Below are 22632 nucleotides of genomic sequence, written 5' to 3' on the forward strand. Positions count from 1 at the left end.
CGGCGTCGATGGCGGGTCAGGCGTTCTCGCGACAACCGGTCGATCGTCACCGAGGCGAGCGGGGCCAGGCCTGCACGAGAAGTGGATGCCCCGGGTCCACCCCGTAGGTGGGGTGGCGGTCAACCTCTACGGCGTGATCGGCTGGCGAGGACGAACGCTTCGCCGGCTGTGCCGTACCGATGTCCGGCCGGGTCGAGCGGACGCGGGCGGGCCGTCGACGCGATGGGCGCCGGCATGGCGAGCCCGGCAGTCCCGACAACCTTCATGTCGACGTTATGTCGGCGCGTCCTCACGATCTGTCGCGCCTCCGTCACGGAGATCGTCTCTTGACGCGGCGACAACACGTGATCAATCCTTCTCTTAAGAAAGTTTCCTAAAAGAGAGCTTTCGTTCACCCCCCGACATCTCGAGGAGAACTCGCATGAGTCTTCGCCGCTACTTCTCTGTCCTGGCCGGATCCGCCGCCCTCTGTCTCGGTGCGACGATCCTCGCGCCCTCGCCCGCCATGGCGGCGCCCACCGACTGCACCACGTGGATGTCCGGCGGCTACGCCTACAGCAAGTGCACGGGCGGCACGGGCGAGCACAGCGTCGCGATCTACGCGTACAGCCCGTACGCCGGTGGACCGGTCCTCGTCACCGGCAACTGGGCGCCGGTCGGCGGAACCTCGTCGGCGCGGATCACCGCCTGGGGCGTCGAGCGGATCTGGGTGAACAAGCGAGGCTGACGCGCCCGCGCTCGATCTGGTGGGCTGCCGCGGACGTGGTCCGGACCAGCGGACGTGGTCCGGGCGAGCAGACCCACCAGATCTGAGCGGCCCCCGCCCGGGGGAAGGAGGACGCCGGAGCGGTCCCCACCGGATGCCCTTTGCCGGGCCGGCCACCGGCTCACTCGTCCTGGGACCTACTCGGTCAGGATCTGGCGCAGCGTGACGGCGAAGGCGTCCGGGTCGCCCTTCATGCCGAACTCGCCGTCGAGGAACCCGCCGTGATGGCTGGGAAAGGTCACGGGCTTCGTGCCGAGCCGTTCGGCGACCGCCACGCCCGCGCGGTGGGCCATCTCCCCCTCCGACTCGGCCCCGACGCCGATGACGATGCGGGTCGACGCCGCGCGCAGCGCCTCGAAGTCGTGCACGTGGTGCGTACAGGATCTGAGGTTCTGCGCGAACATCGGGTCGTCACGGGAACCGTCGTCCTCCGTCGGCAGTCCGAACTCGGCCGGGCTCTGCACCGGCCGATCGGCGAAATCCGCCGGGATCTCGCCCCGCAGGCTGCTGACGGCGATGAACTTCACCATCGCCGGTCCCAACCCGTCCCGCTCGTACGTACGGCGGATGTCGGCCACCGCGGCGAGCGCCTGCTCCCGGTCCGGCAGTGCCTGGGCGGCCGGGGGTTCGTGCGCCACGAGCGTACGAACCTGCTCCGGATGGTGGGCCACCAGCACCAGGCCGTTGACCGCGCCTCCGCTGCTGGCGAAGATGTCCACCGGGCCGCCGCCGAGCGCCGTGATCAGCCGATGCAGGTCGTCGGCGTGCATCTCGGGCGTCGACTCTCCGGCGCCGTCGGTCCGCTCACTCCGCCCGATCCCGCGTGGGTCGTACGTCACGACCGTACGATCCCGGAAGTGCCCGGCCAGGCAGGCGAACCCGTCGGCGCCCATCGGCGATCCGATCATCAACAGCGTCGGTGCGCTGCTTCCCTCCGCCTCCCGCACGTCGTAGTGGAGAATCCCACCGGGCACCTCAAGGGTGTGGGTCTTGGGCTCGGTCATCGAAACCTCCGGTTCCCTTCTGATCACCATCTCGCGACGCGACCCTAGCCGTCGGCAGTGACATTTCCCGGCGCGGCCGGAAGCACCGGGGTCCGGCGGCCGAACGCCGGGGGGGACGGGCGCGCAGCCGATCCGAACCACGCTCGGCCCGGGCGTCCGGTCCGCACCCATGGGGCGCGACGGTGCTGAATCAGGTCACGGTGTCCAGGCCGGATCCCGGCCGATGACACCGAGCAGGCGGTCGAACAGCGGGGCGTCGTCCGAGATCGCCACCGGCGGCCCGAAGGCCCCGTGCTGTCTGCCCGTCTCCGCCATGGAGTCGGTGAAACGCTGCACCTGCGAGACCTCCTCGGGGTCCGGCTCGTACTCCTGACCCGTGGCTCTGGCCAGGTCCCAGCCGTGCACGATCACGTCGACGAGGTACATCCGGGCCACCATGGTCATCGGCATGCCCATGGCGGGACTGGTCCCCTCCCATGGCTCCGGCCGCGACCAGGCGGCCAGCGTACGCTCCGCTCGCTCGGGAAAGTCACCGGCGTAAGGCCCCTGCTCGATCATCGGCCCCTTGCGAGCCAGCGACTCGAACAGCTCCGCCACCCACTCGAGGTGGTTGATCAGGTCCTTGACGTCGAACTTCGCACACGGCGTCGGGAGCCCGAGTTGCTCCTGCCGCACCGCGCGTACCAAGCCCGCGGTACGTTCGGTGGCGCTCCTCATCAGCGGCATCATGTCTTCCATAGCGGTCATCCTGCCCTACCTGCCCGAGAGCGCGGCGGATGGAAACGCGAAGCCGACCGTACGCGGGACGGGGCCGTGGCCATGGCGCCGCCCGCGTCGTAGTCGTGTGTCCCGACCGGTTGATCAATCGGTCGGGCGCGGATAGCGTGCGCCAATGACGCGCCGGTGGATGCTGCCCTTTCTTTTCGTGGCGTGTGACCCCGGATGGATACGCCGGCAGCTGCGCTGATCGATCGCCCTGTCTCAGTTCGCGCAGATCGTCGGCAAACGGCACGCATGGACGTTGACGGGGTTCACATGGACATCGGCCGGTGATCTGGCCGTCTTGGGAAGGGTCACCGACAGCGGTGCAGCGTCTCCGATGGACTCTCCCCGAAACGTTCCCGATAGACACGGGAGAAGTGGTCGAGGCGGACGAACCCCCAGCGGTGGGCGACATCGGCGACCGTCGTGGCCCCGGGACCGCAGCCGGTCAGCTCGGCACGAACGTGTTCCAGGCGCACGTCCCGCAGGTGGGCCGTGGGCGTGGTGTCCAGATGACGCCGGAACCCTTCCTGCAATGCCCGCACGCCCACTCCCACGGCCTCGGCGATGTCCGTCACGGTGAGGGGTTGGGCCGCGCGCGCCTCGATCAGTTCCATGGCCTGTCTGACGGCCGCCGGTGCCGGACGTGGCTGCTGCTTGGTCAGTTCGGAGGTGTAGTTGCTGGGCTGGGTCAAAAGCAGCTGTGTCATGAGCAGTCCCTCGAGTTGTTTGAGAGACAGCGGCTGATTCAGCAGGTCGCCACCGGTCTCCACCTCCCGGCGCAGCAGGTCGACGACCGACAGCAGGGAACGAGAGAGGGGCTCGGTCAGATCCATGCCCAGCGAGAAGGTGATCGGCCTGTGCGGCTCCCGTCCCAGCATGCCGCCGAGGTGGGCTTCCAACGCCCAGCGGTCGAACCATGCGACGAGATGCGGTGCCCCGGTCAGCCAACGTAGCGACACGCGCTCCGTCGGCGATTGCACAGAACCGAACTCGGGCGTCGCCAAGACCTGCTCCCGGCCGAGGGACACCTCGACCGCGCCGGACAGCGGTAATGCGACGAGAAAACAGCTCTCCCAGGGGGCGGTATCGACCCGGGCCTCGGTGCCGTAGTCGATGGCGTACAGGCCGGTCCGGTCGAAGGCGACCCCGTTCATCCGGGCGTCGAACCGAGTCTCATGCTTACCGGGGTGCAGTTCATGCGGAGCGAAGGCGTTGGCCACCAGCACGCGGGCCTCGTCGAGGTCGCGTGTGTGGAACAGCTCATACTCGGCGAGAGGCAGCGGTCGAGCGGGCATGTCCCACCTCCTCGGATCTCGCGCGGCCCAGACGGGCACCGCGTCAAGTGGACAGCGGCCACTCGTTCACCTCGGCCCTCCCTTGCATGATAAGAAAAACGGACAAGCCGCTATCGATCGGTATGACCAGGAGCGGGCCCGTACCAACCTCGATCACGAGTGAAGTCCCGGTGCCGCCTCGTCGGGCCCGAATCCGGCCCCTGCATCACGCGACGCCCAATCGAGGGCCGGCGACTGTTAGATTCAAGCGGCCATGAGGAACGAAATCGAGGTTCTGCGCTACGCCGCTTTCACCGACGACCCCGAAGGCGGCAACCCCGCCGGCGTCGCCCTCGACGCCGCGGGCCTGTCCGATGCCGAGATGCTCGCCATCGCAGCGGAGATCGGATATTCCGAGACGGCCTTCGTGACCGGTGGGGACGAGGAACACCGCACGTTCAGGGTGCGTTACTTCGCGCCCGCCGCCGAGGTCGATTTCTGCGGGCACGCCACGATCGCCACCGCGATCGTGCTCGCCGAACGGCTCGGCCCCGGCCGCCTGCTGTTCGAGACCAACGCCGGTGAGATCGCCGTCGACACCGAAGACGAAGGCGACACGCTCCTCGCCACGCTCACCAGCGTGCCCACGCGCTCCCGTCCCGTGAAGGAAGAGGAACTCGACGAGGCCCTCGCCGCCCTCGGCTGGTCGCGTGACGACCTCGATCCGACGTTCCCCTCGCATGTCGCCTTCGGCGGGGTCGAACACCTCGTTCTCGCCGCCGCCTCCCGTGCGCGGCTGGCCGACCTCGACTACGACTTCGACGTCCTGCGCTCGGTGATGATCCGTCATGGCTGGACGACGGTGAATCTCTTCTGGCGAGAGAACGACCGGCTCTTTCACTCCCGCAACCCGTTTCCCGTCGGCGGAGTGGTCGAGGATCCCGCGACCGGAGCCGCCGCCGCGGCGTTCGGCGGATACCTGCGCGTGCTGGAAACGGGTCCCGCCGAGTTCACGGTCATCCAGGGTGCCGACATGGGACGGCCGAGCACACTCAACGTGTCGATCGCCTCTCCCGACGGCCGCACCAGGGTCAGCGGCGGCGCCGTACCGATGAGAATCTCCAGGTAGCCCTGATGGCGGTGCCGGCCTCCGGGGAGCCGGAGGCCGGCACCGCCTCGGGCGGTATGGCATCGCCGGAGGCCGCTCGGCATTCCGTGGGATTTTCCTGTCGCCCGGCCCGAATGGAGACGCCGCGGTCGCGCCCCACCGCGGCATCCCATTTCGGTTCGCCCTCAACCTGAATGGAGTCGCAGCCGGAACGCCCGGCATGACTCGGCGTGCCCGCAGGGGCCGCGAAGAATGCGGGTGGCGTCCTTCGCCCTTTGCCGCCTTTCGACATGTAGCGTATAGATCTGGGCACGGTGAGCGAATAGGCGCGAGGAGCCGCATGTCAACTCCCCCTGACCACAACGTCCAAAAAGAATCATACGACAAGAAGAATTACTTTATAAGCCTGAAGAATTACCGGGTGGCCACGATCAGCCTCGTCGTCGGGTTGGTCGCCCTCTACTTCGGCGCGGTCCAAACCGGATTTCTGCCCGGACCCACAAGCCCCGGACCTTCCCCGACACCACCCGTTTCGAGCGCATCCCCCGTGGGCAGCCCGTCGCCCACACCGGAGACGCCCGGGACAACCGATATCGAACGGCGGCCGGACGGTTCGCTCAGGGAAATCCGGACGGGCAAGACCCACTCCTACTACGACCTGTCGGCGAAGGAGCATGCGGAGAAGGCCGAGGCTCTGAAATCCGCGGGTTATCGCCCGCTGTCCATCTCGATCACCAAAGGCGGCTACACCGCGCTCTGGCGCAGATCTCCGGGTCCGCCGTTCGTCGTCAGCAAGGAGATGTCCGGCTCAGAATATCAGCGGTTCTGGGAGATATGGAAGGACAAGGGATATGTCGAGGTCATATCAGCGGCGTACGGCTCCGGCGGCGACGCCGTGTTCTCGAGCGTGATGGAGCAGCGCAACGTACTGCATATGGCCTATTTCGGCCTGACCGCAGCCGAGCTCGCCGAGCAGAACGACAGGGCCAAGGCCCAGAACCTGATTCCGGCGTACGTGGCCGCCTACGGAGGAGCGGGCGACATCCGTTACACGGCGGCATGGGTGGAGAACGTCGACAGCGTCGAATGGGATTACACCGTGAACCAGACTCTGGACGAGCTGAGTTCGGAGCGGAAACGGCGCGACGACGCCGAACCCGGCATCGTGACGATCTCCAGCGATGAACGCTACACCGCGATATGGATGGACACGCCGGAACGTTACATCTACTGGGGATACTCCATCGATTACCATTCCGACCATCTTCAGGAGGCGCTTGCAAAGGGATACGAACCGATCTGGATCACCGCCTCGCAGGTCGGAAGCGGATCACTCCATACGCTGATCGCCGGCAGGGAGTCCTGAGTCCAACGAGCAGGAAGTCCTGAGCCGAAGGAGTCTCCACCGGCCGCCCGGCCCACCGGCGCCACGGACGCCGAAGGCGGGCGGCCGATCCCACTCCCCACCGGGGAGCCCGTCCCGCGGGACGAAGGCACCGGGCGAGGGCAGGGCGAGGGCAGTGACGAGGCGCCGGGAGGAGGGCAGGACGAGAGCAGGACGAGGGCAGTGACGAGGGCACCGGGACGAGCCGGATCCCCGCCGGGAGCGCACCACATCCTTCGATTCCATCACGCCCGATCGCGAGCCAGAATCCACCGCGCGGCGGACCCGCGCCCGGGTGGTTTGCCCGTAATATTCCCCCCGTCTTCTGGGATGGCCGCTACAAAGTTCGCGAGGCCTCGTGTTCGGAATCATTCGCCCGTGCGGCAGTCACGGTTGCCCGTCGCTGTTCCGGGCTTGGCGGGCTCACCTGTGCGGGCTGTGCCTGACCCTGCGCGACGGCCAGGGACATGGGGCGCGGCTGGCCACCAACTACGACGGGTTGATCATCTCGGTCCTGGCCGAGGCGCAGAGCCCGTACGGCTCCCCGCATCGGACCGCGGGCCCCTGCGCGCTGCGCGGGTTCCGATCGGCCGAGGTGGTGGACGCACGAGCCGGGGGCGTACGGCTGGCCGCCTCGGTCTCACTGGTGCTGGCCGCGGGCAAGCTCCGCGATCACGTGGCCGACGGTGACGGCGTGCCCGGCACCGGGGCTGCCCGCACGATGCTGGCGTCCCGGTGGGAGGCGGCCGGAGCCCGGATGGGCGCGTCGGTCGGCTTCGACACGGCCGTGCTGACGGCCACGGTCGACCGCCAGCTCGCCATGGAAGGCCTCACCGGCACGGTGCGGCTGCTCGATCTGACCGCCCCCACCGAGGACGCCGTCGCCGCCGCGTTCGCCTACACCGCCACGATCGCCGGCAAACCGGGGAACGCCGCCGCACTCACCGAGGCGGGCCGGTTCTTCGGCCGGATCGCGCACCTGCTGGACGCGGTCGAGGACCAGGAGGAGGACACCGCCCGCGGGGCCTTCAATCCGCTGACCGCGACCGCCACCACCCGCGCCGAGGCACGGCGGCTCTGCGACGACGCGGCCCACGGCCTCGCCCTGGCACTGCGCGAGCTGGAGCTGGCCGACCGGCACCTCGTGGAGGTGCTGCTCGACGCCGAAGTGCGGCGGGCGATCGCGCGCACCTTCGACGACCACGTCACGACCGCCTCCTACGATCGGCCCGGCTGGGTGCGCAAATCGGCGGCGGGCGTGGCGACCTTCTTCACCTGCGGCCTGTGGCGGCCGCGGTGGAGCAAGCGCAGGGGTCGCCCCTGTGACGACCGCTGCTACCTGGGTGACGGCAGCTGCTGCGAGTGCGGCAGATGTTGCGAATGGTGCAACTGCGTCAACTGCTGCGACTGACCAGGATGCGACCGACCCTGATCAGTGAAAGGCGCCGCTGTAGGCGTTGAGTGCGGGCTGGCCGCCGAGGTGGGCGTACAGCACGTTGGAACCCTTCGGGATGTCCCCGCGGCGTACGAGATCGATGAGCCCGGCCATGGACTTGCCCTCGTAGACGGGGTCGAGGATCACCCCTTCGAGGCTTCCGGTGAGCCGGATGGCATCAAGGGTCGACCGGACGGGGACGCCGTAGAGGTCCCCGGCCCAGCCCTCGAGCACGGTTATCTCGTCATCGCGCAGGTCGCGGCCGAGCCCGACGAGCTCGGCGGTGTTGCGGGCGATCTTCTCCACCTGGGCACGGGTCTCGGCGATCTCGGCCGAGGCGTCGATGCCGATGACGCGGCGGGGGCGGTCCTGACCGGCGAAGCCGGCGATCATGCCGGCCTGGGTGCTGCCGGTGACGCTGCACACCACGATCGTGTCGAAGAAGACGCCCAGCTCGCGCTCCTGCTCCTGCACCTCGTACGCCCAGTTGGCGAAGCCGAGGCCGCCCAGGCGGTGGTCGGACGCCCCCGCCGGGATCGCGTACGGCGTGCCGCCGGCCGCCCTGACGTCGTCCAGGGCCTGCCGCCAGCTGTCCTTGAAGCCGATGCCGAATCCGGCCCGGACCAGCCGCACGTCGGCGCCCATGATGCGCGACAGGAGGATGTTGCCGACCTTGTCGTTGACCGCGTCCGGCCACTCCACCCAGCTCTCCTGGACCAGCACGGCCTTCATCCCGGTCCTGGCCGCGACCGCGGCCACCTGCCGGGTGTGGTTGGACTGCACCCCGCCGATGCTGACCAGGGTGTCCGCGCCCTGGGCGAGGGCGTCGGGGATCAGATACTCCAGCTTCCTGGTCTTGTTGCCGCCGAAGGCCAGGCCGCTGTTGCAGTCCTCGCGCTTGGCCCAGATCCGCGCGCCGCCGAGATGGTCGCTGAGCCGGTCGAGGGGGTGGATCGGGCTGGGGCCGAACAGCAGTGGGTAGCGCTCGAAGGCGTCGAGGGACATCGGTCACTCCTTGGCGGGGGCTTCGGACAGCGGGCAGGCAGCGGGACATCGGCGCGGGATCAGTTCGAGGAGGCCGCCTCGTCTCCGTCGGGGAGCAGATCGTCGAGCAGGGGCACCAGCGTCCGCCAGTTGGCCTGGGTGGCGGCCGCCGCGCCTTCGATGTCCCCCGCTTCGCACAGGGCGATGATCCGCTCGTGCTGCGCGACCGACTCGCGGCCGCTCAGCGAGGAGAAGCGCAGTCGCTCCAGGCGGCGCAGCACCGGCGTGAACTGCTCGAGCACGGTTCGGATGGCGTGGTTGGCGCAGGCGGTGACCGGCACGCCGTGGAAGTCCTCGTCCGCGCTGATCGCCGCGTCGACGTCGCCCCGGCGCAGCGCGTCGGCGAAGCGGGCGTTGGCCGCACGCATGGCGTCCAGTTCGGCGGCGGACAGGTTGGGCAGGGCCTCCCGTACGGCGAGCTCGTGCATGGCGGCCGTCACCGATTGAGCGTCGCGGACGGCGCGGATCTCCAGGGGGCTGACGATGGTGTAGCGACCGGGTTTGGTCCGCACCAGACCGGCCTGCTCCAACCGGGCCAGCGCCTCCCGGACCGGGGTACGGCTGACGCCCAGCCACTGCGCGAGGTCGTTGTCGTTCAGCCGCTCCCCCGGCACGAGGGTGCCGTCGACGATCGCATCGCGGATCGCCTGGTAGGCGTTCTCCCTGAGGAGCGACCTGGCGACGAGTCCCCGGCTCTGTGGCACTGGCATGCAATATATTGCATTCTGCTGCCCTCTCAATGTCAAGGGTCCGCGGCGACATCGGAAGTTGTTCTTCGCCGGGCATCTGTGGCACCGTCGAGACGAGAACCAGCGTTGAGACGACGAGGAAGTGCCGATGCGCCGAGGCTTCAGGCGGGCCACCGTTGCCGAGTGAGCGACTTGTCGCCATCAGCGACCTTCACATCGGCTATGCGGAGAACCGGGCGATCGTCGACGCCCTCCGGCCGGGTTCACCCGGTGACTGGCTGATCGTGGCCGGTGACGTGTGCGAGTTCGCCGAGGATTTCGAACACACGATGCGGCTGCTCAGCGAGCGGTTCACGAAGGTCGTGTGGGCGCCGGGCAACCATGAGCTGTGGACGCATCCCCGCGACCCGTCCCGGCTGCGGGGTGAGGCGCGCTACCGCCACCTGGTCGAGATCTGCCGTTCGCTCGGTGTGGTCACGCCCGAGGATCCGTACCCGATCTGGACGGGCCCCGGCGGTCCCGTCGTCGTGGCCCCGCTGTTCGTGCTGTACGACTACACCTTCCGCATGCCGGGGGTGACGACCGTGGAGGCGGCCCTCGCGCTCGCCCACGAGACCGGGGTCGTGTGCACCGACGAGATGTTCCTGCACCCCGACCCGTACCCGTCACGAGAGGCGTGGTGCGCCGCCCGGCTGAAGGAGACCGAGCGGCGGCTCGAAGAGCGGCCGGACGGGTTGCCGACCGTGCTGATCAACCACTATCCCCTGGTGCGCGAACCGACGCTGATCCTGCGTTATCCCCAGTTCGCCATCTGGTGCGGCACCACGCAGACCGCCGACTGGCACCTGCGCTTCCAGGCGGCCGCCGTCGTGTACGGCCACCTGCACATCCCACGGACCACCTGGTACGACGGCGTCCGCTTCGAGGAGGTCTCCCTCGGCTACCCCCGGGAGTGGAAGCCGCGTAAGACCCCTCCCGGCCGCCTCCGGCAGATCCTGCCGGCCCCGTGATCTTCGGCTGGATCACGGAGACCATGTCCGGGTGATTCCGGCTATATCCCGGGAATCCCGGCATGCTGGGGAGTCCCGGCGAGCCGGTCGTGCCGGAACAGGTCGGCCGGTACGGCGTCGGCGAGCGCCGCGTAGCCCGCCGGGCCGAGGTGCAGATGGTCGCCGACGTCGAACGCCGCCAGGAGCCGCCGGGGGTCGGCCGGGTCGCGCACCGCACGGTCGAAGTCGATCACGCCGTCGAACCGGCGGCTCGTACGGATCCACCGGTTGACCGCCTGCCGGGCCGATTCCCGGCGTCCGCCCGGGTCGTCGTACGGCATGTTGCCGCCGAACGGCGTCAGCGTCGCGCCGTACACCCGAAGACCCCCGGCCTGGGCGCGGACGACGATCTGGTCGTAGGCGGCGATCAGATCGGCCGCCACCTCGCGCTGGGCGGCCTCGGTGGCGGCGGCCGTACCGATGTCGTTGACCCCCGCGAAGACGATCAGCCATCTCACCCCGCTCTGGGCCAGCACGTCTCGGTCCAGCCGGGCCGACACGCCCGGGCCGAGGCCGTCGGCGAGGACCCGGTTGCCGCCGATGCCCTGGTTCAGCACGGCGAGGCCCGCCATGTCGGGGTGCGCGTGCAGGCGGTCGATCAGCAGGTCGGGCCAGCGGTCGTTCATGTCGGTGGTGGATCCCCTGCCGTCGGTCAGCGAGTCGCCCACGACGGCCACCGCAGCCGCCGTGGGCGGAGCCCACACCTCGACGCCGCTGAGGAGGTACCAGTGTTCGACGGGCGTGGCGCCGGGCAGGTCGCCGGCCTGGACATGGTCGCCGGCCAGCAGGTGGGAGGTGGTCCTGGAGCCGGGATGCGCGGTGACGGAGTCGCGGGCCAGGCCCTCGGCCAGGTAGGTCGTGACGGTGAGGACAGATCGGGGCCCCGGCTCGAAGTCGAGCGCGTCGGAGACCACCTGGGCTCCGGGCGGGATGACCACGGAGGGCCGACCGTGGAAGGTCACCGGACGGGAGGTCGACGGCCGGATGGCCCTCGCCCCCGCCCGCGCCCCGGCCGGGAGCGCCAGGGCGACCCTGGTGAGCGGCAGTGCCGTACGGCCGAAGGCGTTGGAGAAGCGCAGCCGCATCCGCCGCCCGCCGATCGACGTGCGGACGGTCTGCCGCAACGTGCTGTCGGCGAGCGCGAGACCCTCCCGGGTGAACGGCCCCGGCGGCAGGTCGTCCGGCTCGGCCGGCTGCGGTGAGCACGCCCATGTGCCGACCCAGTGCCCGCTCAAGGACGACTCCGCCGATCGAGCCGGTGCCACGCTCTGCCCCCTGTGCCGACATTTTTCGTTCTATAGCCGAATATTTCGGAGAAAAGGTACGTCGCCCGATCAGCCAGGTCAACACCGCCCCCCAACCCATGGCCGTGATCTTGCAATTTCTCGCACACACCCCCAGGACCAGGCACTTCGCGTTCGTGATATTGCAGTTTCTCGCAGGCCCATCCGCTGAGCTGCGAAAACGCTGTTCGTGATCTCGCGCTACCCCGCCAGGTGCAAGATCACGAGGATAATCTGCGCAGGTCGTTGGGCGTCCCTGCGAGAATTCGAAAGATCACGGGGGTGGATCCCGCCCTCATGGGGATGGGGGCCGGTCGTGTGGTCAGCCGGATCGGCTGGTAGGACAGGAGCCTGAAGCAAGGGCGGCGAAGGGGAGATCATGACCGAGGGCGCCAAGGACCCGGTGACGTACGAGTTCCGCGACGGCGCGGCCTGGATCACGCTGGCCGACGCCGAGCATGGCAACGCGTTCAACAACGCGGGGGCCGCCGCTCTGTGGCAGGCGATCCGGCGGGCCAGGGCCGACCGGGCACCGGTCGTCGTGCTGTCCGCCGAGGGCCGGTTCTTCAGCGTCGGGGGCGATCTCGCGTCCTTCGGCGCCGCCGACGACATGTCGGCGCACCTCGACGATCTCGCCGACGCGCTGCACCGCATCGTGAGCGAGCTGATGCGCCTGGACGCGGTGGTGATCTCGGTGGTACGCGGCACGGCGGCGGGCGCGGGCTTCCCGCTCGCGGCTGCGGCCGATCTGGTGCTCGCCGCCAGATCGGCCCGTTTCACCCTGGGCTACACCAGGGTCGGGCTGACCGTGGACGGCGGGACCAGCCTGCTGTCCGCGACGCTCGGCCTGCATCAGGCCCTGCACCTCGCCCTGCTCAACCCCGTCCTGAGCGCGGAGGACGCGCACCGGGCCGGGCTGGTGGCGCAGGTGCACGACGACGACGAGCTCGGCGCGGCGGTGGACCGGGTCGTGGCACAACTGGTCACGGGACCGCACGCGGCCCAGGTCGCGGTCAAGCGGCTGCTGCGCGGCGTGGCCACTCCGGCGCCGGAGACCGCGCTGCGCCGGGAGGCCCTGGCGATCCGCGAGGCGGCGGCGCGGCCCGACGGCCGTGAAGGGGTGCGCGCCTTCCTCGACAAGCGCACCCCGATCTTTCCCGGAAACACCGTCTTTCCCGGAAACACTCCCTTCCCCGGAAACGCCGTCTCCCCCGACGCCTGACCACCTCGCCGATCTCACGCGGGTCGGCGTCGAGGAGACCGTACGGCGAGGCGGCGGTGTCGATGTGGTTCACACCGAGTTCCACCGCCCGGCGCAGCACACCGATCGCCCGGCTCCGATCACTCGGCGTCCCGTCACCGAACGCCACGCCGTTCTGCGTCAGGCGCATCGCGCCGAAACCCATCCGATTGACCGTCAGGTCGCCGAGTGTCCAGGTGCCCGAGGCCACCGCGGTGATCGTCTTCGAGATCATGTCCGGAGTCTGCCACGCCCCGGACCGACGAGGGAATCGAACGCATCCCGCTCAGCGCTCGGACAGCGGCGCCACCCCGCCCAACGTCTGAACGCAGGCTCTCAGGCGGGGCGAAGCCGCCCCTCCCCGGCCGGCGTCCGGTCGCCTCAGGCAGCCGGGGCGCCACGGACCGATCTCCGGTGTCGGCGCCGGCTCTCGGGGAAGCGGACAGATATGGCTGGAATGATGCTGCGCAGCGCGGCGTTCAACGATCACACGATGATCCCGCGCCGGTACTCGCACGAGGCGGGCGACGTCTCGCCACCGCTGGAGTGGTCCGAGGCGCCGTCCGGCACGGCCGAGCTGGCGTTGCTCTGCGAAGACCCGGACGCGCCCACCGGCACGTTCACCCACTGGCTGGTGACCGGCATCCCTGCCGACAGCGATCATCTGGACGCCGGTGTCGATCTGGGAGATCGCCACGTGGGCCGCAACGACTTCGGACAGCGGGGGTACGGCGGACCGCACCCGCCGGCGGGCGACGACCCGCACCGGTACTTCTTCCGCCTCTACGCGCTGGCCGAACCGTCCGGCCTGGCCGGGGGGTTCTCCGCCGACGACCTGCGGCGCGCGATCGAGGGAAAGGTGCTGGCGTCCGGGACGCTGGTCGGCACGTACGGCCGCTGACGATGGTCGCCCACGGCCGGGAAGGGGTCTCCACGGCGGTTCGCCGTACGGGTTCCGCCCGGCTACGGGCTCCGGCCCTGGAGCAGGCCGAGGTTGTCCTGCTCGCCCCGGCGCATGATCACCTTATCGATCGCCTCGGCCATCTCCTCCCGGGTGTAGCCGTCCTCCGGAATCTCGTTCAGCAGCGCCAGCCTGTCCGCGGTCAGATGCACGTGCGCGGATGCGCAGGCGTAGACGTCCCGTACCGCTGCGCTGTCGCGATCGCGGTACACCTCGTCCAGGATCCGCCGCATCTCCCCGAGGAATACCTGATCAGGCATCTCGCGGCTCACCCCCCGATGGTCTGGGTTCCGGCTTCGCAATCCCTACCCGCGCACGTGCCCGATGCACGTGTCCGCACCGGCGAGATGGGCCGCATCCGGTCCGGACTCCGTCGCAGGCCGTCGCCCGTCCGCCGCGCGACGGCGGCGGACGGGCTCAGCGAGGGTTCAGCGTGGTCTCACGCCGGAGCGGTGTACGGCTACGCGGTGCACGTGAGGGTGGGCGTCCCGCTGGTTCCGGACCCGACGAATCCGAAGGTGGTGGCGGCGCCGGCGCCGAGGGAGCCGTTGTAGGCCGCGTTGCGCGCGCTGACCGTGGATCCGCTCGTGGTCACCGACGCGTTCCACGCCGAGCTGACGCTCTCACCGTTGGCGAAGGTCCACTTCACCGTCCAGCCGTTGATCGGCTGAGCGCCAGCGGCCACGCGCACCTCGGCCTGGAAACCACCGGACCACTGCGAGACGACCCGGTAGGTGGCCGAGCAGCTCCCGGAGGGGTCGGGGGTGGGGCTGGGCGAGGGCGTAGGAGTCGGGGTCGGGGTGGGTGTCGGGGTCGGCGTGGGGGTCGGGGTCGGCGTGGGTGTCGGGGTGGGGGTCGGCGTGGGACCGCCACCCGTGAAGTTGACGTCGCTGCAGAAGTAGTACGACTGGTCGAGGTGGCTGGCCTGCCAGAGCGTGAAGACGATGTGGTGGCCGGTGCGGCCGGGCGCGTACACCTCGACCGGCGTCGTGGACCCGGTGGGAATCTTGCCCGTCTGGGTGACCAGTTCCAGGTCGCTCCACTTCAGCCGCTGGGTCGTCGGGTCGAAGCCCTGCTTGGTGACGTAGACGCGGATGAAGTCGGCGCCGTGTGACGATCCGTCCAGCAGGTTGAGCGTGAACCGGCTGGGCTTGTCCACGGTCTTCCACGGGCCGGGTTCGTCCATCGCGGCGTACCGGCCGTTGAAGGTCAGGCCGCCGCTGCACAGCTGCCCGTCGGGGACGGCCGTCTGGTAGTCGCCGCCGACGCCGTCGCGCAGCAGGCCGTTCCAGTTCCACATCGCGTCGGGATTGGCCTGCCACGCCTGGTAGCACATCGGGTCCTCGGTGGCCATCTGCGGCGACTGCCAGTCGCTCGCCCACCGGGTGTAGCAGCCGTACTGACGGGCGGGCGGGTCGCTGACCGCGCCGTGTGCCGAGGCGGGAGAGGCGAGCACGGGGGTGAGCAGGATCGCGGCTCCCGCCGCGACGAGCACCCGCCGGATCAGGCTCCGGCGGGTGGCGGGGCCGGTCCCGTCGGAGCTGCGGCCCCGCGGAAGGCAGAGCGCACGTAACCTCATTTCATGTCTCCTTGATCAGGATGAGGGGGCCTGGCATGTCGAATGGGAGGCCGATGCCCTCCCGCCAGGGATCCTTACCGTCCCTCAACCCTCAGTCAGGATCAACTGTGGCGCCCGGCGCCCGGCGGACGCGGTCCGCCGAACTGGCCATACGGTCCGGGATGATTGAAACGTTCACCTTCCTCATCGAGCGCACCGGCTCATCACGCTCATCCCCCTCACGGTCCGTACGGCGCCGCCTTCCGGATCACCGCCGCCCCCAGCGGGGGCAGGGTGACCTCGCCGGCGGCCGGGGCGCCGGTGAGCAGGTCCGTTCCCGGGCCGTCCAGCGGGACGACGGCGGCCTTATCGGCGCTGTGGTTGAGGAGGAAGACGTATTCATGCCGCTCGTCCTCCCGCACCGCGCATTCGACGAACGCGGGGACGCCGGGGAAGCGGTTCGTCACCCCGGCGGCCCGCACCTCCGCCAGCAGCACGGCGTCGAAGGCGGACTGTTCCAGCAGCGTCGCGAGGTAGACGACCCGGCCGGACCCGAAGGCGTTCTCGACGATCGCGGCCCGGCCCGCCAGCAGCCCGTCGGCATAGGTCGCCTGGGCGGTCCCGGTTTCGAGGTGGACGTCCTCCCGCCACCAGTGCGCGGTGGCCGTACGGCCGTCGGCGAACGCGACGGCGAACTCCTCCCCCGGGCGCGCCGGCCAGTACTCGTCGATCTTCGCGCCGATGAGGTGGCGGAACGCGCCGGGGTAGCCGTTCGGGCGGACCCGGTTGCACTCGTCCACGACCCCGGAGAAGAACGACATGACGACGGTGCCGCCCGCGCGGGCGAACTCGGTGACGGCGGCCACGCCCGCGTCGTCGACGAGGTAGGCGTTGGGCACGATCAGCACCTTGTAGCGCGAGAGGTCGCCGTGGGTCGGCACGACGTCGACGGCGTAGTGGTGCTCCCACAGCGGCGTGTAGTGGCGCATGACGGTGCCGGGGTAGCTGAAGTCGTTGCGGGGCAGGCCCCACAGTTCCTCCAGCCCCCACCAGCCGTTCCAGTCGAACAGCACGGCGACCTCGGCGCGCGCGGTCGTCCCCGCCACCGGAGCCAGCAGCCCGGCCTCGCGGCCGAGGTCGGCGACCTCGCGGAAGGTCCGCGAGTCGGGCCCGGAGTGCGGCAGCATCGCCGAGTGGAAGCGTTCGTGCCCGCCGCGCGAGGCCCGCCACTGGAAGAACATGACGGAGTCGGCGCCGTGTGCCACCGCCTGCAGCGAGCCGAGCCGCATCCGCCCCGGCTCCTTGACCACGTTGAGCCGCCACTGGCTGACCGCACCGGCCGCCTGCTCCATCAGCAGCCACGGCCGGCCGCCCTTGAGCGACCGGAACAGGTCGAACTGGAAGGCCGCCGACACGTGCGAGTCGGGCTCGGCGGGGTCGGGATAGATGTCCAGGGCCACCGCGTCCTCCTCCGGTGCCCACCTCCAGTAGTCGGCGTTCCGGTAGAAGCGCATGAAGTTGGTCACGACCGGGATGTCGTCGCGGAAGGAGCGGACGATGTCGCGTTCCGCGATGAAGCACTCCAGGAGGGCGTCGGAGGTGAAGCGTTTGAAGTCGAGGATGCGGCTGGGGTTCATCCAGGTGCGCGGCACGCTCGGCACCTCGATCTGCGCCCAGTCCGTGTAGATCTGGCCCCAGAAACGGGTGGTCCAGGCGTCGTTGAGCGTGGCGAGGTCGCCGTACCTGCGCCGGAGCCAGCGCCGGAAGTTCGCCGACGCCGCCTCGTTGTAGGCCGTGGGGCCGTACTCGTTGCTGATGTGCCACATGGCCAGCGCGGGGTGGAAGGAGTAGCGCTCGGCGAGCCTGGTGGTGATGTTCGCCGCGTACTCGCGGTAGATCGGGGACGAGGGGTCGTAGTGCAGGCGGTTGCCGAAGCCGAACCGCTCGCCGTCGGCCATGACCGGGAAGACCTCGGGGTGCAGGTGGGTCAGCCAGGCGGGCGGCGCCGCAGTGGGGGTGGCCAGGTCGACCGCGATGCCGTTCTCGTGGAGGAGGTCCATGACCTCGTCCAGCCAGCCGAAGGCGTACCTGCCGGGCTCGGGTTCGAGCGAGGCCCACGCGAAGACGCCGAGGGAGACCAGGTTCACCCCCGCCTCGCGCATCAGACGGACGTCCTCCCGCCACACGGCGGGATCCCACTGCTCGGGGTTGTAGTCGCCGCCGAACGCCAGGCCGCCGAGGCGGTTCCTGAACCCGGACATGCGAGGGTCGGACATTCGATCGCTCCCATGGTTGGACTGGTTCGACGGAGATGGGCCCGGCGGGGCCTCAGGGGATGCGGCGGCCGCGGGCGTCGGGCACCCCCGACTTGCGGAAGAAGTAGGCGTTGATCTGGTCTCGCCACTCCCGCGCGCAGCGCAGTTGCTCGTCGAGCAGCTCGGCCACCCGGGCGTGCAGTCCCGGGGGGACCGACCCGGCCGTCTCCGCCCAGCGCAGCCGCATCCGCTCCACCTGCTCGACGCCGGCGAAGTGGGTGTCGTAGATGTGCTGGACGACCGTCGAGCCGCTGTGCAGCACATGCCCGTACGGGACGTGGTGGAAGAACAGCAGCAGCTCGTCGGGACAGTGGTCGAGCGACTCGTACACCTCCGACCACGGCGGCGGGTACTGACCGGTGAAGCCGGTCCCGGTGGCGCGGGTGCGGTCGACGCCGACGCCGTCGCGGTCGGCGAAGTGGTAGGTGCCCCACGGCGTGTACTCGTAGCCGTCCACGTCGGGGCCGTAGTGGTGCCCGGGCCGGACCATGAATCCGACGCCGAGCGGCGCGGTGTACCGCTCATAGGTGCGCCAGGAGTCGTCCATCATCGCGTGCAGCGTGCGCCGCAGCGGCTCGGCGTCCCCGGTCGCCGCAGGCGCGGTCTCCCCGGTCGCCGCAGGCGCGGTCTCCCCGGTCGCCGCAGGCGCGGTCTCCCCGGTCGCCGCAGGCGCGGTCTTCCCGGTCGTCATCGGGGCGAAGGTGAGGTCGATCCACTCGTCGAGGATCGCGGCCGGGTCCAGCGGCGGCGCCCAGGCGAGCCGGCCGAAGGCGTACAGGTTGGCCTGCGCGAGCGGGTGGCCGGTCCAGTAGGGGTCGTCGCCGACGTTGGAGACCCCGACCAGGCCGCCACCGCCGCCGACGACGTCGGCCACGGCGGGCCCGTCCGGCCCCCAGGGACGGAATCCGAGCACTTCACGCCACATCGGGGCGAGGTAGCACACGTGTCGCTGCTGGCCGGTGTACTCCTGGGTCACCTGCAGCTCCGCCGCCAGGCGGGTGGCCGGCATGGCCGCGATCACCGGCGACACCGGCTCGCGCACCTGGAAGTCCATCGGCCCGTGCTTCACCTGCAGGATCACGTTGTCGCCGAAGCGGCCGTCGAGCGGGGCGAAGTGGTCGTGCGCCGCGCGGGCCCGGTCGGTCGACCGGTCGCGCCAGTCCTGCCGGTGGTCGTAGACGAAGGCGCGCCAGTGGACGACCCCGCCGTACGGCGTCAGCGCGTCGGCGAGCGCGTTCGCGCCGTCGGCGTGGCTTCGCCCGTACGCGAACGGGCCGGGCTGACCCTCGGAGTCGGCCTTCACCACGTAGCCGCCGAAGTCGGGGATCGTCGCGTAGACCTTCGCCGTGGTCGCCGCCCACCATTCGCGTACGCCCTCGTCGAGCGGGTCGGCGGTCGGCAGCGCGCCGAGGACGACGGGCGAGGCGAAGTTCACCGACAGGTGGACCCTGATCCCGTACGGCCGCAGCTCGTCGGCGATCGCGGCGACGTCGCCGAGCCGGTCGGTCAGCAGGTGCGCCTCGGTGGCGTGCACGTTCACGTTGTTGACCGCGATCGCGTTCACCCCGCAGGCGGCCAGCAGCCGCGCGTAGGCCCGCACCCGGGCCAGGTCGCCGCGCGCAGCGCCGTCCCGCCAGAAGATCGAGCCGCCCGCGTAGCCGCGCTCGACCTGGCCCATCACCGGATGCACGTCGACGTTGTCCCAGTGGTCGAGCATCCGCCGGAGCATCGCGGGCCGGTGCAGCTCGACCGGGCGGTCGGCCTCGAAGGCCGCCTCGCCGAGCCGTACGACCTGGAACAGGCCGTAGAGCAGCCCGGCCGGGTCGTCGGCGAGCACGACGGTGACACCGTCGCGGCGGGCGAGCGCGAACCCCTGCTCGCCTATCGCCGGGTCCGGCCGCCGCCGCAGCTCCGCCCGCACCTCACCGGCGACGCCCGGCAGCGGCTCGGCCGTCGTGAGCGCGAGCACCAGATCGTACGGCCCGGCGTGGGCGTGCGGCTCGCCGCCATACGCACCGCCGTACGCACTGTCGTACGCGCCGCCGTACCGGGCGCAGGCCCCGGCCACCTCCTCGCGCACGGTGTCGACGAGGAGGCCCTCACCGTGTACGAGGACGCGGCGTGAGCCGACCGCCCGGAACGCCTCCGGCGGCAGCCAGGCCGCGTGGACCTCGGTCGTCGTGTCCGCACCGGTCTGATCGGGAATCGTCACGAGGCTCCTCAGCTCCAATCCCGTGATCTTGCGAATACTCGCATCTCAAGCCGTGACCAGGGAGTCTGCGTTCGTGATCTTGCACTTTCTCGCAGATCTACCCACTGAACAGCGAAAACACCGTCCGCGATCTTGCACTTCGTGGCCTACTGCAAGGTCGGCGAGCACATAGGCGCAGGCCAGGCAGTACGCCTGCGAGAAATCGCAAGATCACGAAATCGATTTGGGCAGGTCAGGGGGATGGCGTGCGAGAATTCGCAAGATCACGGGGAAGGGGGTGGGGGTGTGGGGGGTCGGGTGAATCTCTCGGTGACCTCGGCGATCATCGGGCGGCTGTTCAGCAGCAGCGCCGAGACGAACACCGAGGCCAGCAGCGCAAGCCCGGCCTCGGTGACGACCAGCGTGACGCCGGCCGCCACGATGACGAGACAGGCGTTGCCCAGCGTGATCCGGAGCGAGCAGAACAGGAAGTACGCCGCCAGGCGGCCGACGTCCCTCGCCCGGAACTCGAACAGCGACGTGATCACGAGTGCGTTCGCGCCCCAGAGGGTCGCCACCAGTGCCAGGAGGACCAGCAGGGCCGCCCACCATCCCGGGACGCCGGCGGCGGCGAAGTTCGCGAGCGTCGCCCCGAGGACGGTCAGCCAGGCCAGCAGCGGGATCCAGATCTTCACGACCCCGCGGAGGTTCATCCGATAGCCGCGCCAGAACGCCCTGGCCGGATGGAGATCGGTCAGATCCAGGCGGCGGCGGTGCACCGCGTACAACGCGGCCGACAGCGCCGGAGCGACCGGGAGCAGGCACAGCGCCGCCAGCGGGACGTTGGCGGCGTCGCGTGCGAGCAGGACGAGCCCGGCCAGGCCGGGCACGGTGGTGGCCAGGAACAGGATCTCGACCACCAGGAGGGTGTAGATCAGCGCGGAGGCGCGCGAGAGCGGCCCCTCCCCGAACCGTCCGATCGTCGTCTCGGTCATCGGTCGCCTCCCTGAGCCTCGTCCAGGCCGAGCAGGCGGCGTTCGTCCCACCACGGCGGGGTCTCGTTCACCACCGGCGTGATCTCCAGCAGCGTGACCTCGTGCCGGTCGAGCGTGAGGTCGAGATCGACGCGTCCACCCTCGACCGGCAGCGCGCGGTGGCTCCTGACCGGCTCGGCCGCCTCCCGGAGAACGTCCAGTTGCCGGGGCCGGGGGGACGCCGGGCGGCCCATCTCGCACCACGCCCGCCAGGCGTTGCCCTTCTCCTCGCTCACCGACGAGCGCAGCACGAAGGCCGCCGACGGAGAACCGATCGGGACCGACAGCCGCACGGTGTGCCCGTCGACCGGCGGACCGCCGGTGACGTCCACCGGCGCCCAGGCCAGTACGGTGACCCGGCCGGTGCCGCCCGTGGAGTCCCTGGTGACCAGGTGGTCGCGGCCACGGGCAAGGATCTCCCCGCCCATCCGGGCCATGAACGCGTACAGATGATAGGTGGGCTTCTTGATCTGCCGATGGGTCAGCAGGCCGAAGCCGCCGTGGAACAGCGACGTCGGCACCCCCACCTCCTCGAACACGTCGCAGAAGGTCCAGTAGGAGAAGGAGTCGACCAGGTCTCCCCCCGCGGCCAGGACCGGGGCGAGGTAGGCGGCGTGGAAGGCCGTGTCGTGCACGGGGTTGTCGGGCCGGTAGGAGGAGTTGAACTCGGTGATGTGCACCGGCAGATCCGCCAGCGGGCCGCCCCGGAGCTGCCGCCGGGGGGTGGCGAACTGCTCCAGCAGCCGCGACGCCGGCGCCAGCGTCTGGTGTACGCCGAACGGCACATGCCGGGCCGGGCCGGAGGTGTAGGCGTGCCGGCTGACGAAGTCGATCGGCAGGGACCGCTCGGCGACGAACTCGGCGAACCGCACCATCCACTCGTCGGCGCCGGGCGAGATGGCCGGACCGCCGATCTGGAGCGCGGCGTCGACGTCCTTGACGGTGTTCGCGGTCACCTCGTACAGGCGGTGGTAGGCCTCCCGGTCCGCGTCCAGCCAGAACTGCTCGAGGTTGGGCTCGTTCCACACCTCGATCGGCCAGGTGCGCACCTGCTCCAGGCCGTACCGGTCGATCAGGTGCGTCACCGTGGCCCGCACCACCGCGGCCCACTCCTGCCAGGAGCGGGGCGGGGTGATGTTGCCGCGCCACCAGAACACGGTCTGCTCGCCCGAGGCGAGCCCGGAGGGCATGAAGCCCAGCTCGAGGAACGGTTTGATCCCGAGGTCGAGGTAGGCGTCGATCACCTGGTCCACATAGGTGAACGCGTGCCGTACGTGCCGCTCCCCCCGGTACTCGTACGGCCGATGCACGCCCACCCCGTCGCTCAGCAGTCCGTGTCCCCGGATGTGCCGGAAACCGATCTCCCGCTGGACCAGCGCCAGCGACTCCCGGTAGTCCCCGCGCAGCGCCAGATCGAAGCGGCCCGTGCCGACGCAGAACCGCCAGGCGTCCGGCAGCCGGCTCGGGGTCTCGTGGGAGGGCACATCGGGAACGGAGTTGCGCGTCATCGTCCTTCACCCGCCGTCGGATGA

Annotated in this window: 19 protein-coding genes and 1 pseudogene; 7 read left to right on the forward strand and 13 right to left on the reverse strand. The window is 70.2% G+C overall.

Translation table 11 applies throughout. From position 1 onward, the window contains the following. The first annotated feature begins 421 nt into the window (after window positions 1–421). Complete coding sequence (locus AP234_RS07530) at window positions 422–727, forward strand: hypothetical protein (protein WP_055478769.1); 306 nt, start codon at window positions 422–424, stop codon at window positions 725–727. Between the two features lie 176 nt (window positions 728–903). Here AP234_RS07530 and AP234_RS07535 read toward each other — a convergent pair whose 3' ends face one another. From AP234_RS07535 to AP234_RS07545, 3 genes are all read right to left on the reverse strand, one after another. Beyond that, window positions 904–1770 (reverse strand): alpha/beta fold hydrolase, encoded by an 867-nt coding sequence (locus tag AP234_RS07535; RefSeq protein WP_055478894.1) that lies wholly within the window; start codon window positions 1768–1770, stop codon window positions 904–906. A gap of 195 nt (window positions 1771–1965) precedes the next feature. Continuing rightward, window positions 1966–2487, reverse strand: coding sequence for a TIGR03086 family metal-binding protein (locus tag AP234_RS07540; RefSeq protein ID WP_083501889.1), 522 nt, complete (start codon window positions 2485–2487; stop codon window positions 1966–1968). 356 nt (window positions 2488–2843) lie between these two features. Next, window positions 2844–3830: an AraC family transcriptional regulator gene (locus tag AP234_RS07545; RefSeq protein WP_055478771.1), complete on the reverse strand. Its 987-nt coding sequence runs from the start codon at window positions 3828–3830 to the stop codon at window positions 2844–2846. A gap of 253 nt (window positions 3831–4083) precedes the next feature. Between AP234_RS07545 and AP234_RS07550 the strand changes: the two genes are divergently transcribed. The 3 genes from AP234_RS07550 (at window position 4084) to AP234_RS07560 (ending at window position 7712) form a co-directional block, all read left to right on the forward strand. Beyond that, window positions 4084–4938 carry a PhzF family phenazine biosynthesis protein gene (locus AP234_RS07550; RefSeq protein ID WP_055478772.1) on the forward strand — a complete coding sequence of 285 codons (855 nt, stop codon included), beginning with the start codon at window positions 4084–4086 and terminating at the stop codon, window positions 4936–4938. A gap of 319 nt (window positions 4939–5257) precedes the next feature. Continuing rightward, window positions 5258–6283: a hypothetical protein gene (locus tag AP234_RS07555; RefSeq protein ID WP_152990278.1), complete on the forward strand. Its 1026-nt coding sequence runs from the start codon at window positions 5258–5260 to the stop codon at window positions 6281–6283. A 376-nt stretch (window positions 6284–6659) separates the two neighbouring features. Next, window positions 6660–7712 carry a DUF5685 family protein gene (locus AP234_RS07560; RefSeq protein ID WP_055478774.1) on the forward strand — a complete coding sequence of 351 codons (1053 nt, stop codon included), beginning with the start codon at window positions 6660–6662 and terminating at the stop codon, window positions 7710–7712. A gap of 21 nt (window positions 7713–7733) precedes the next feature. Here the strand turns inward: AP234_RS07560 and AP234_RS07565 are convergent, their stop codons facing one another. Beyond that, on the reverse strand, window positions 7734–8741 hold the full coding sequence (locus AP234_RS07565) for a 1-aminocyclopropane-1-carboxylate deaminase (RefSeq protein ID WP_055478775.1): 1008 nt from the start codon (window positions 8739–8741) through the stop codon (window positions 7734–7736). A 59-nt stretch (window positions 8742–8800) separates the two neighbouring features. Next, window positions 8801–9490 (reverse strand): GntR family transcriptional regulator, encoded by a 690-nt coding sequence (locus tag AP234_RS07570; RefSeq protein ID WP_055478776.1) that lies wholly within the window; start codon window positions 9488–9490, stop codon window positions 8801–8803. Between the two features lie 155 nt (window positions 9491–9645). Here AP234_RS07570 and AP234_RS07575 point away from each other — a divergent pair, with 155 nt between their 5' ends. Next, complete coding sequence (locus tag AP234_RS07575) at window positions 9646–10479, forward strand: metallophosphoesterase family protein (RefSeq protein ID WP_055478777.1); 834 nt, start codon at window positions 9646–9648, stop codon at window positions 10477–10479. 41 nt (window positions 10480–10520) lie between these two features. Here the strand turns inward: AP234_RS07575 and AP234_RS07580 are convergent, their stop codons facing one another. Next, window positions 10521–11753, reverse strand: a complete 1233-nt coding sequence (locus AP234_RS07580; RefSeq protein ID WP_055478778.1) for an SGNH/GDSL hydrolase family protein — start codon at window positions 11751–11753, stop codon at window positions 10521–10523. 427 nt (window positions 11754–12180) lie between these two features. Between AP234_RS07580 and AP234_RS07585 the strand changes: the two genes are divergently transcribed. Then, window positions 12181–13023: an enoyl-CoA hydratase-related protein gene (locus tag AP234_RS07585; RefSeq protein WP_055478779.1), complete on the forward strand. Its 843-nt coding sequence runs from the start codon at window positions 12181–12183 to the stop codon at window positions 13021–13023. 52 nt (window positions 13024–13075) lie between these two features. Here AP234_RS07585 and AP234_RS34710 read toward each other — a convergent pair. Continuing rightward, window positions 13076–13276, reverse strand: a pseudogene (locus tag AP234_RS34710) (aldo/keto reductase); the annotation flags it as partial. A gap of 213 nt (window positions 13277–13489) precedes the next feature. Here AP234_RS34710 and AP234_RS07595 point away from each other — a divergent pair. After that, entirely contained in the window at window positions 13490–13942 is a 453-nt protein-coding gene (locus AP234_RS07595) for a YbhB/YbcL family Raf kinase inhibitor-like protein (RefSeq protein ID WP_055478781.1), read from the forward strand. Between the two features lie 62 nt (window positions 13943–14004). Here the strand turns inward: AP234_RS07595 and AP234_RS07600 are convergent, their stop codons facing one another. The 6 genes from AP234_RS07600 to AP234_RS07625 form a co-directional block, all read right to left on the reverse strand. Continuing rightward, entirely contained in the window at window positions 14005–14262 is a 258-nt protein-coding gene (locus AP234_RS07600) for a hypothetical protein (RefSeq protein WP_152990279.1), read from the reverse strand. 200 nt (window positions 14263–14462) lie between these two features. Then, window positions 14463–15581, reverse strand: a complete 1119-nt coding sequence (locus AP234_RS39420) for a lytic polysaccharide monooxygenase (RefSeq protein ID WP_083501858.1) — start codon at window positions 15579–15581, stop codon at window positions 14463–14465. Window positions 15582–15799: 218 nt separating this feature from the next. After that, the gene (locus AP234_RS07610; protein ID WP_055478783.1) at window positions 15800–17836 is read right to left on the reverse strand and encodes a beta-galactosidase; all 2037 of its coding nucleotides are present in this window, start codon (window positions 17834–17836) and stop codon (window positions 15800–15802) included. A gap of 52 nt (window positions 17837–17888) precedes the next feature. After that, the gene (locus tag AP234_RS07615; protein ID WP_055478896.1) at window positions 17889–20087 is read right to left on the reverse strand and encodes an alpha-glucuronidase; all 2199 of its coding nucleotides are present in this window, start codon (window positions 20085–20087) and stop codon (window positions 17889–17891) included. Window positions 20088–20350: 263 nt separating this feature from the next. Then, window positions 20351–21061 carry a DUF624 domain-containing protein gene (locus AP234_RS07620; protein WP_055478784.1) on the reverse strand — a complete coding sequence of 237 codons (711 nt, stop codon included), beginning with the start codon at window positions 21059–21061 and terminating at the stop codon, window positions 20351–20353. Further along, window positions 21058–22608, reverse strand: a complete 1551-nt coding sequence (locus AP234_RS07625; protein WP_055478785.1) for a GH39 family glycosyl hydrolase — start codon at window positions 22606–22608, stop codon at window positions 21058–21060. The genes AP234_RS07620 and AP234_RS07625 overlap by 4 nt, the downstream gene beginning before the upstream one ends. Window positions 22609–22632: the final 24 nt, after the last annotated feature.

The organism is Sphaerimonospora mesophila (assembly GCF_001417795.1).
Lineage (GTDB): Bacteria > Actinomycetota > Actinomycetes > Streptosporangiales > Streptosporangiaceae > Sphaerimonospora > Sphaerimonospora mesophila.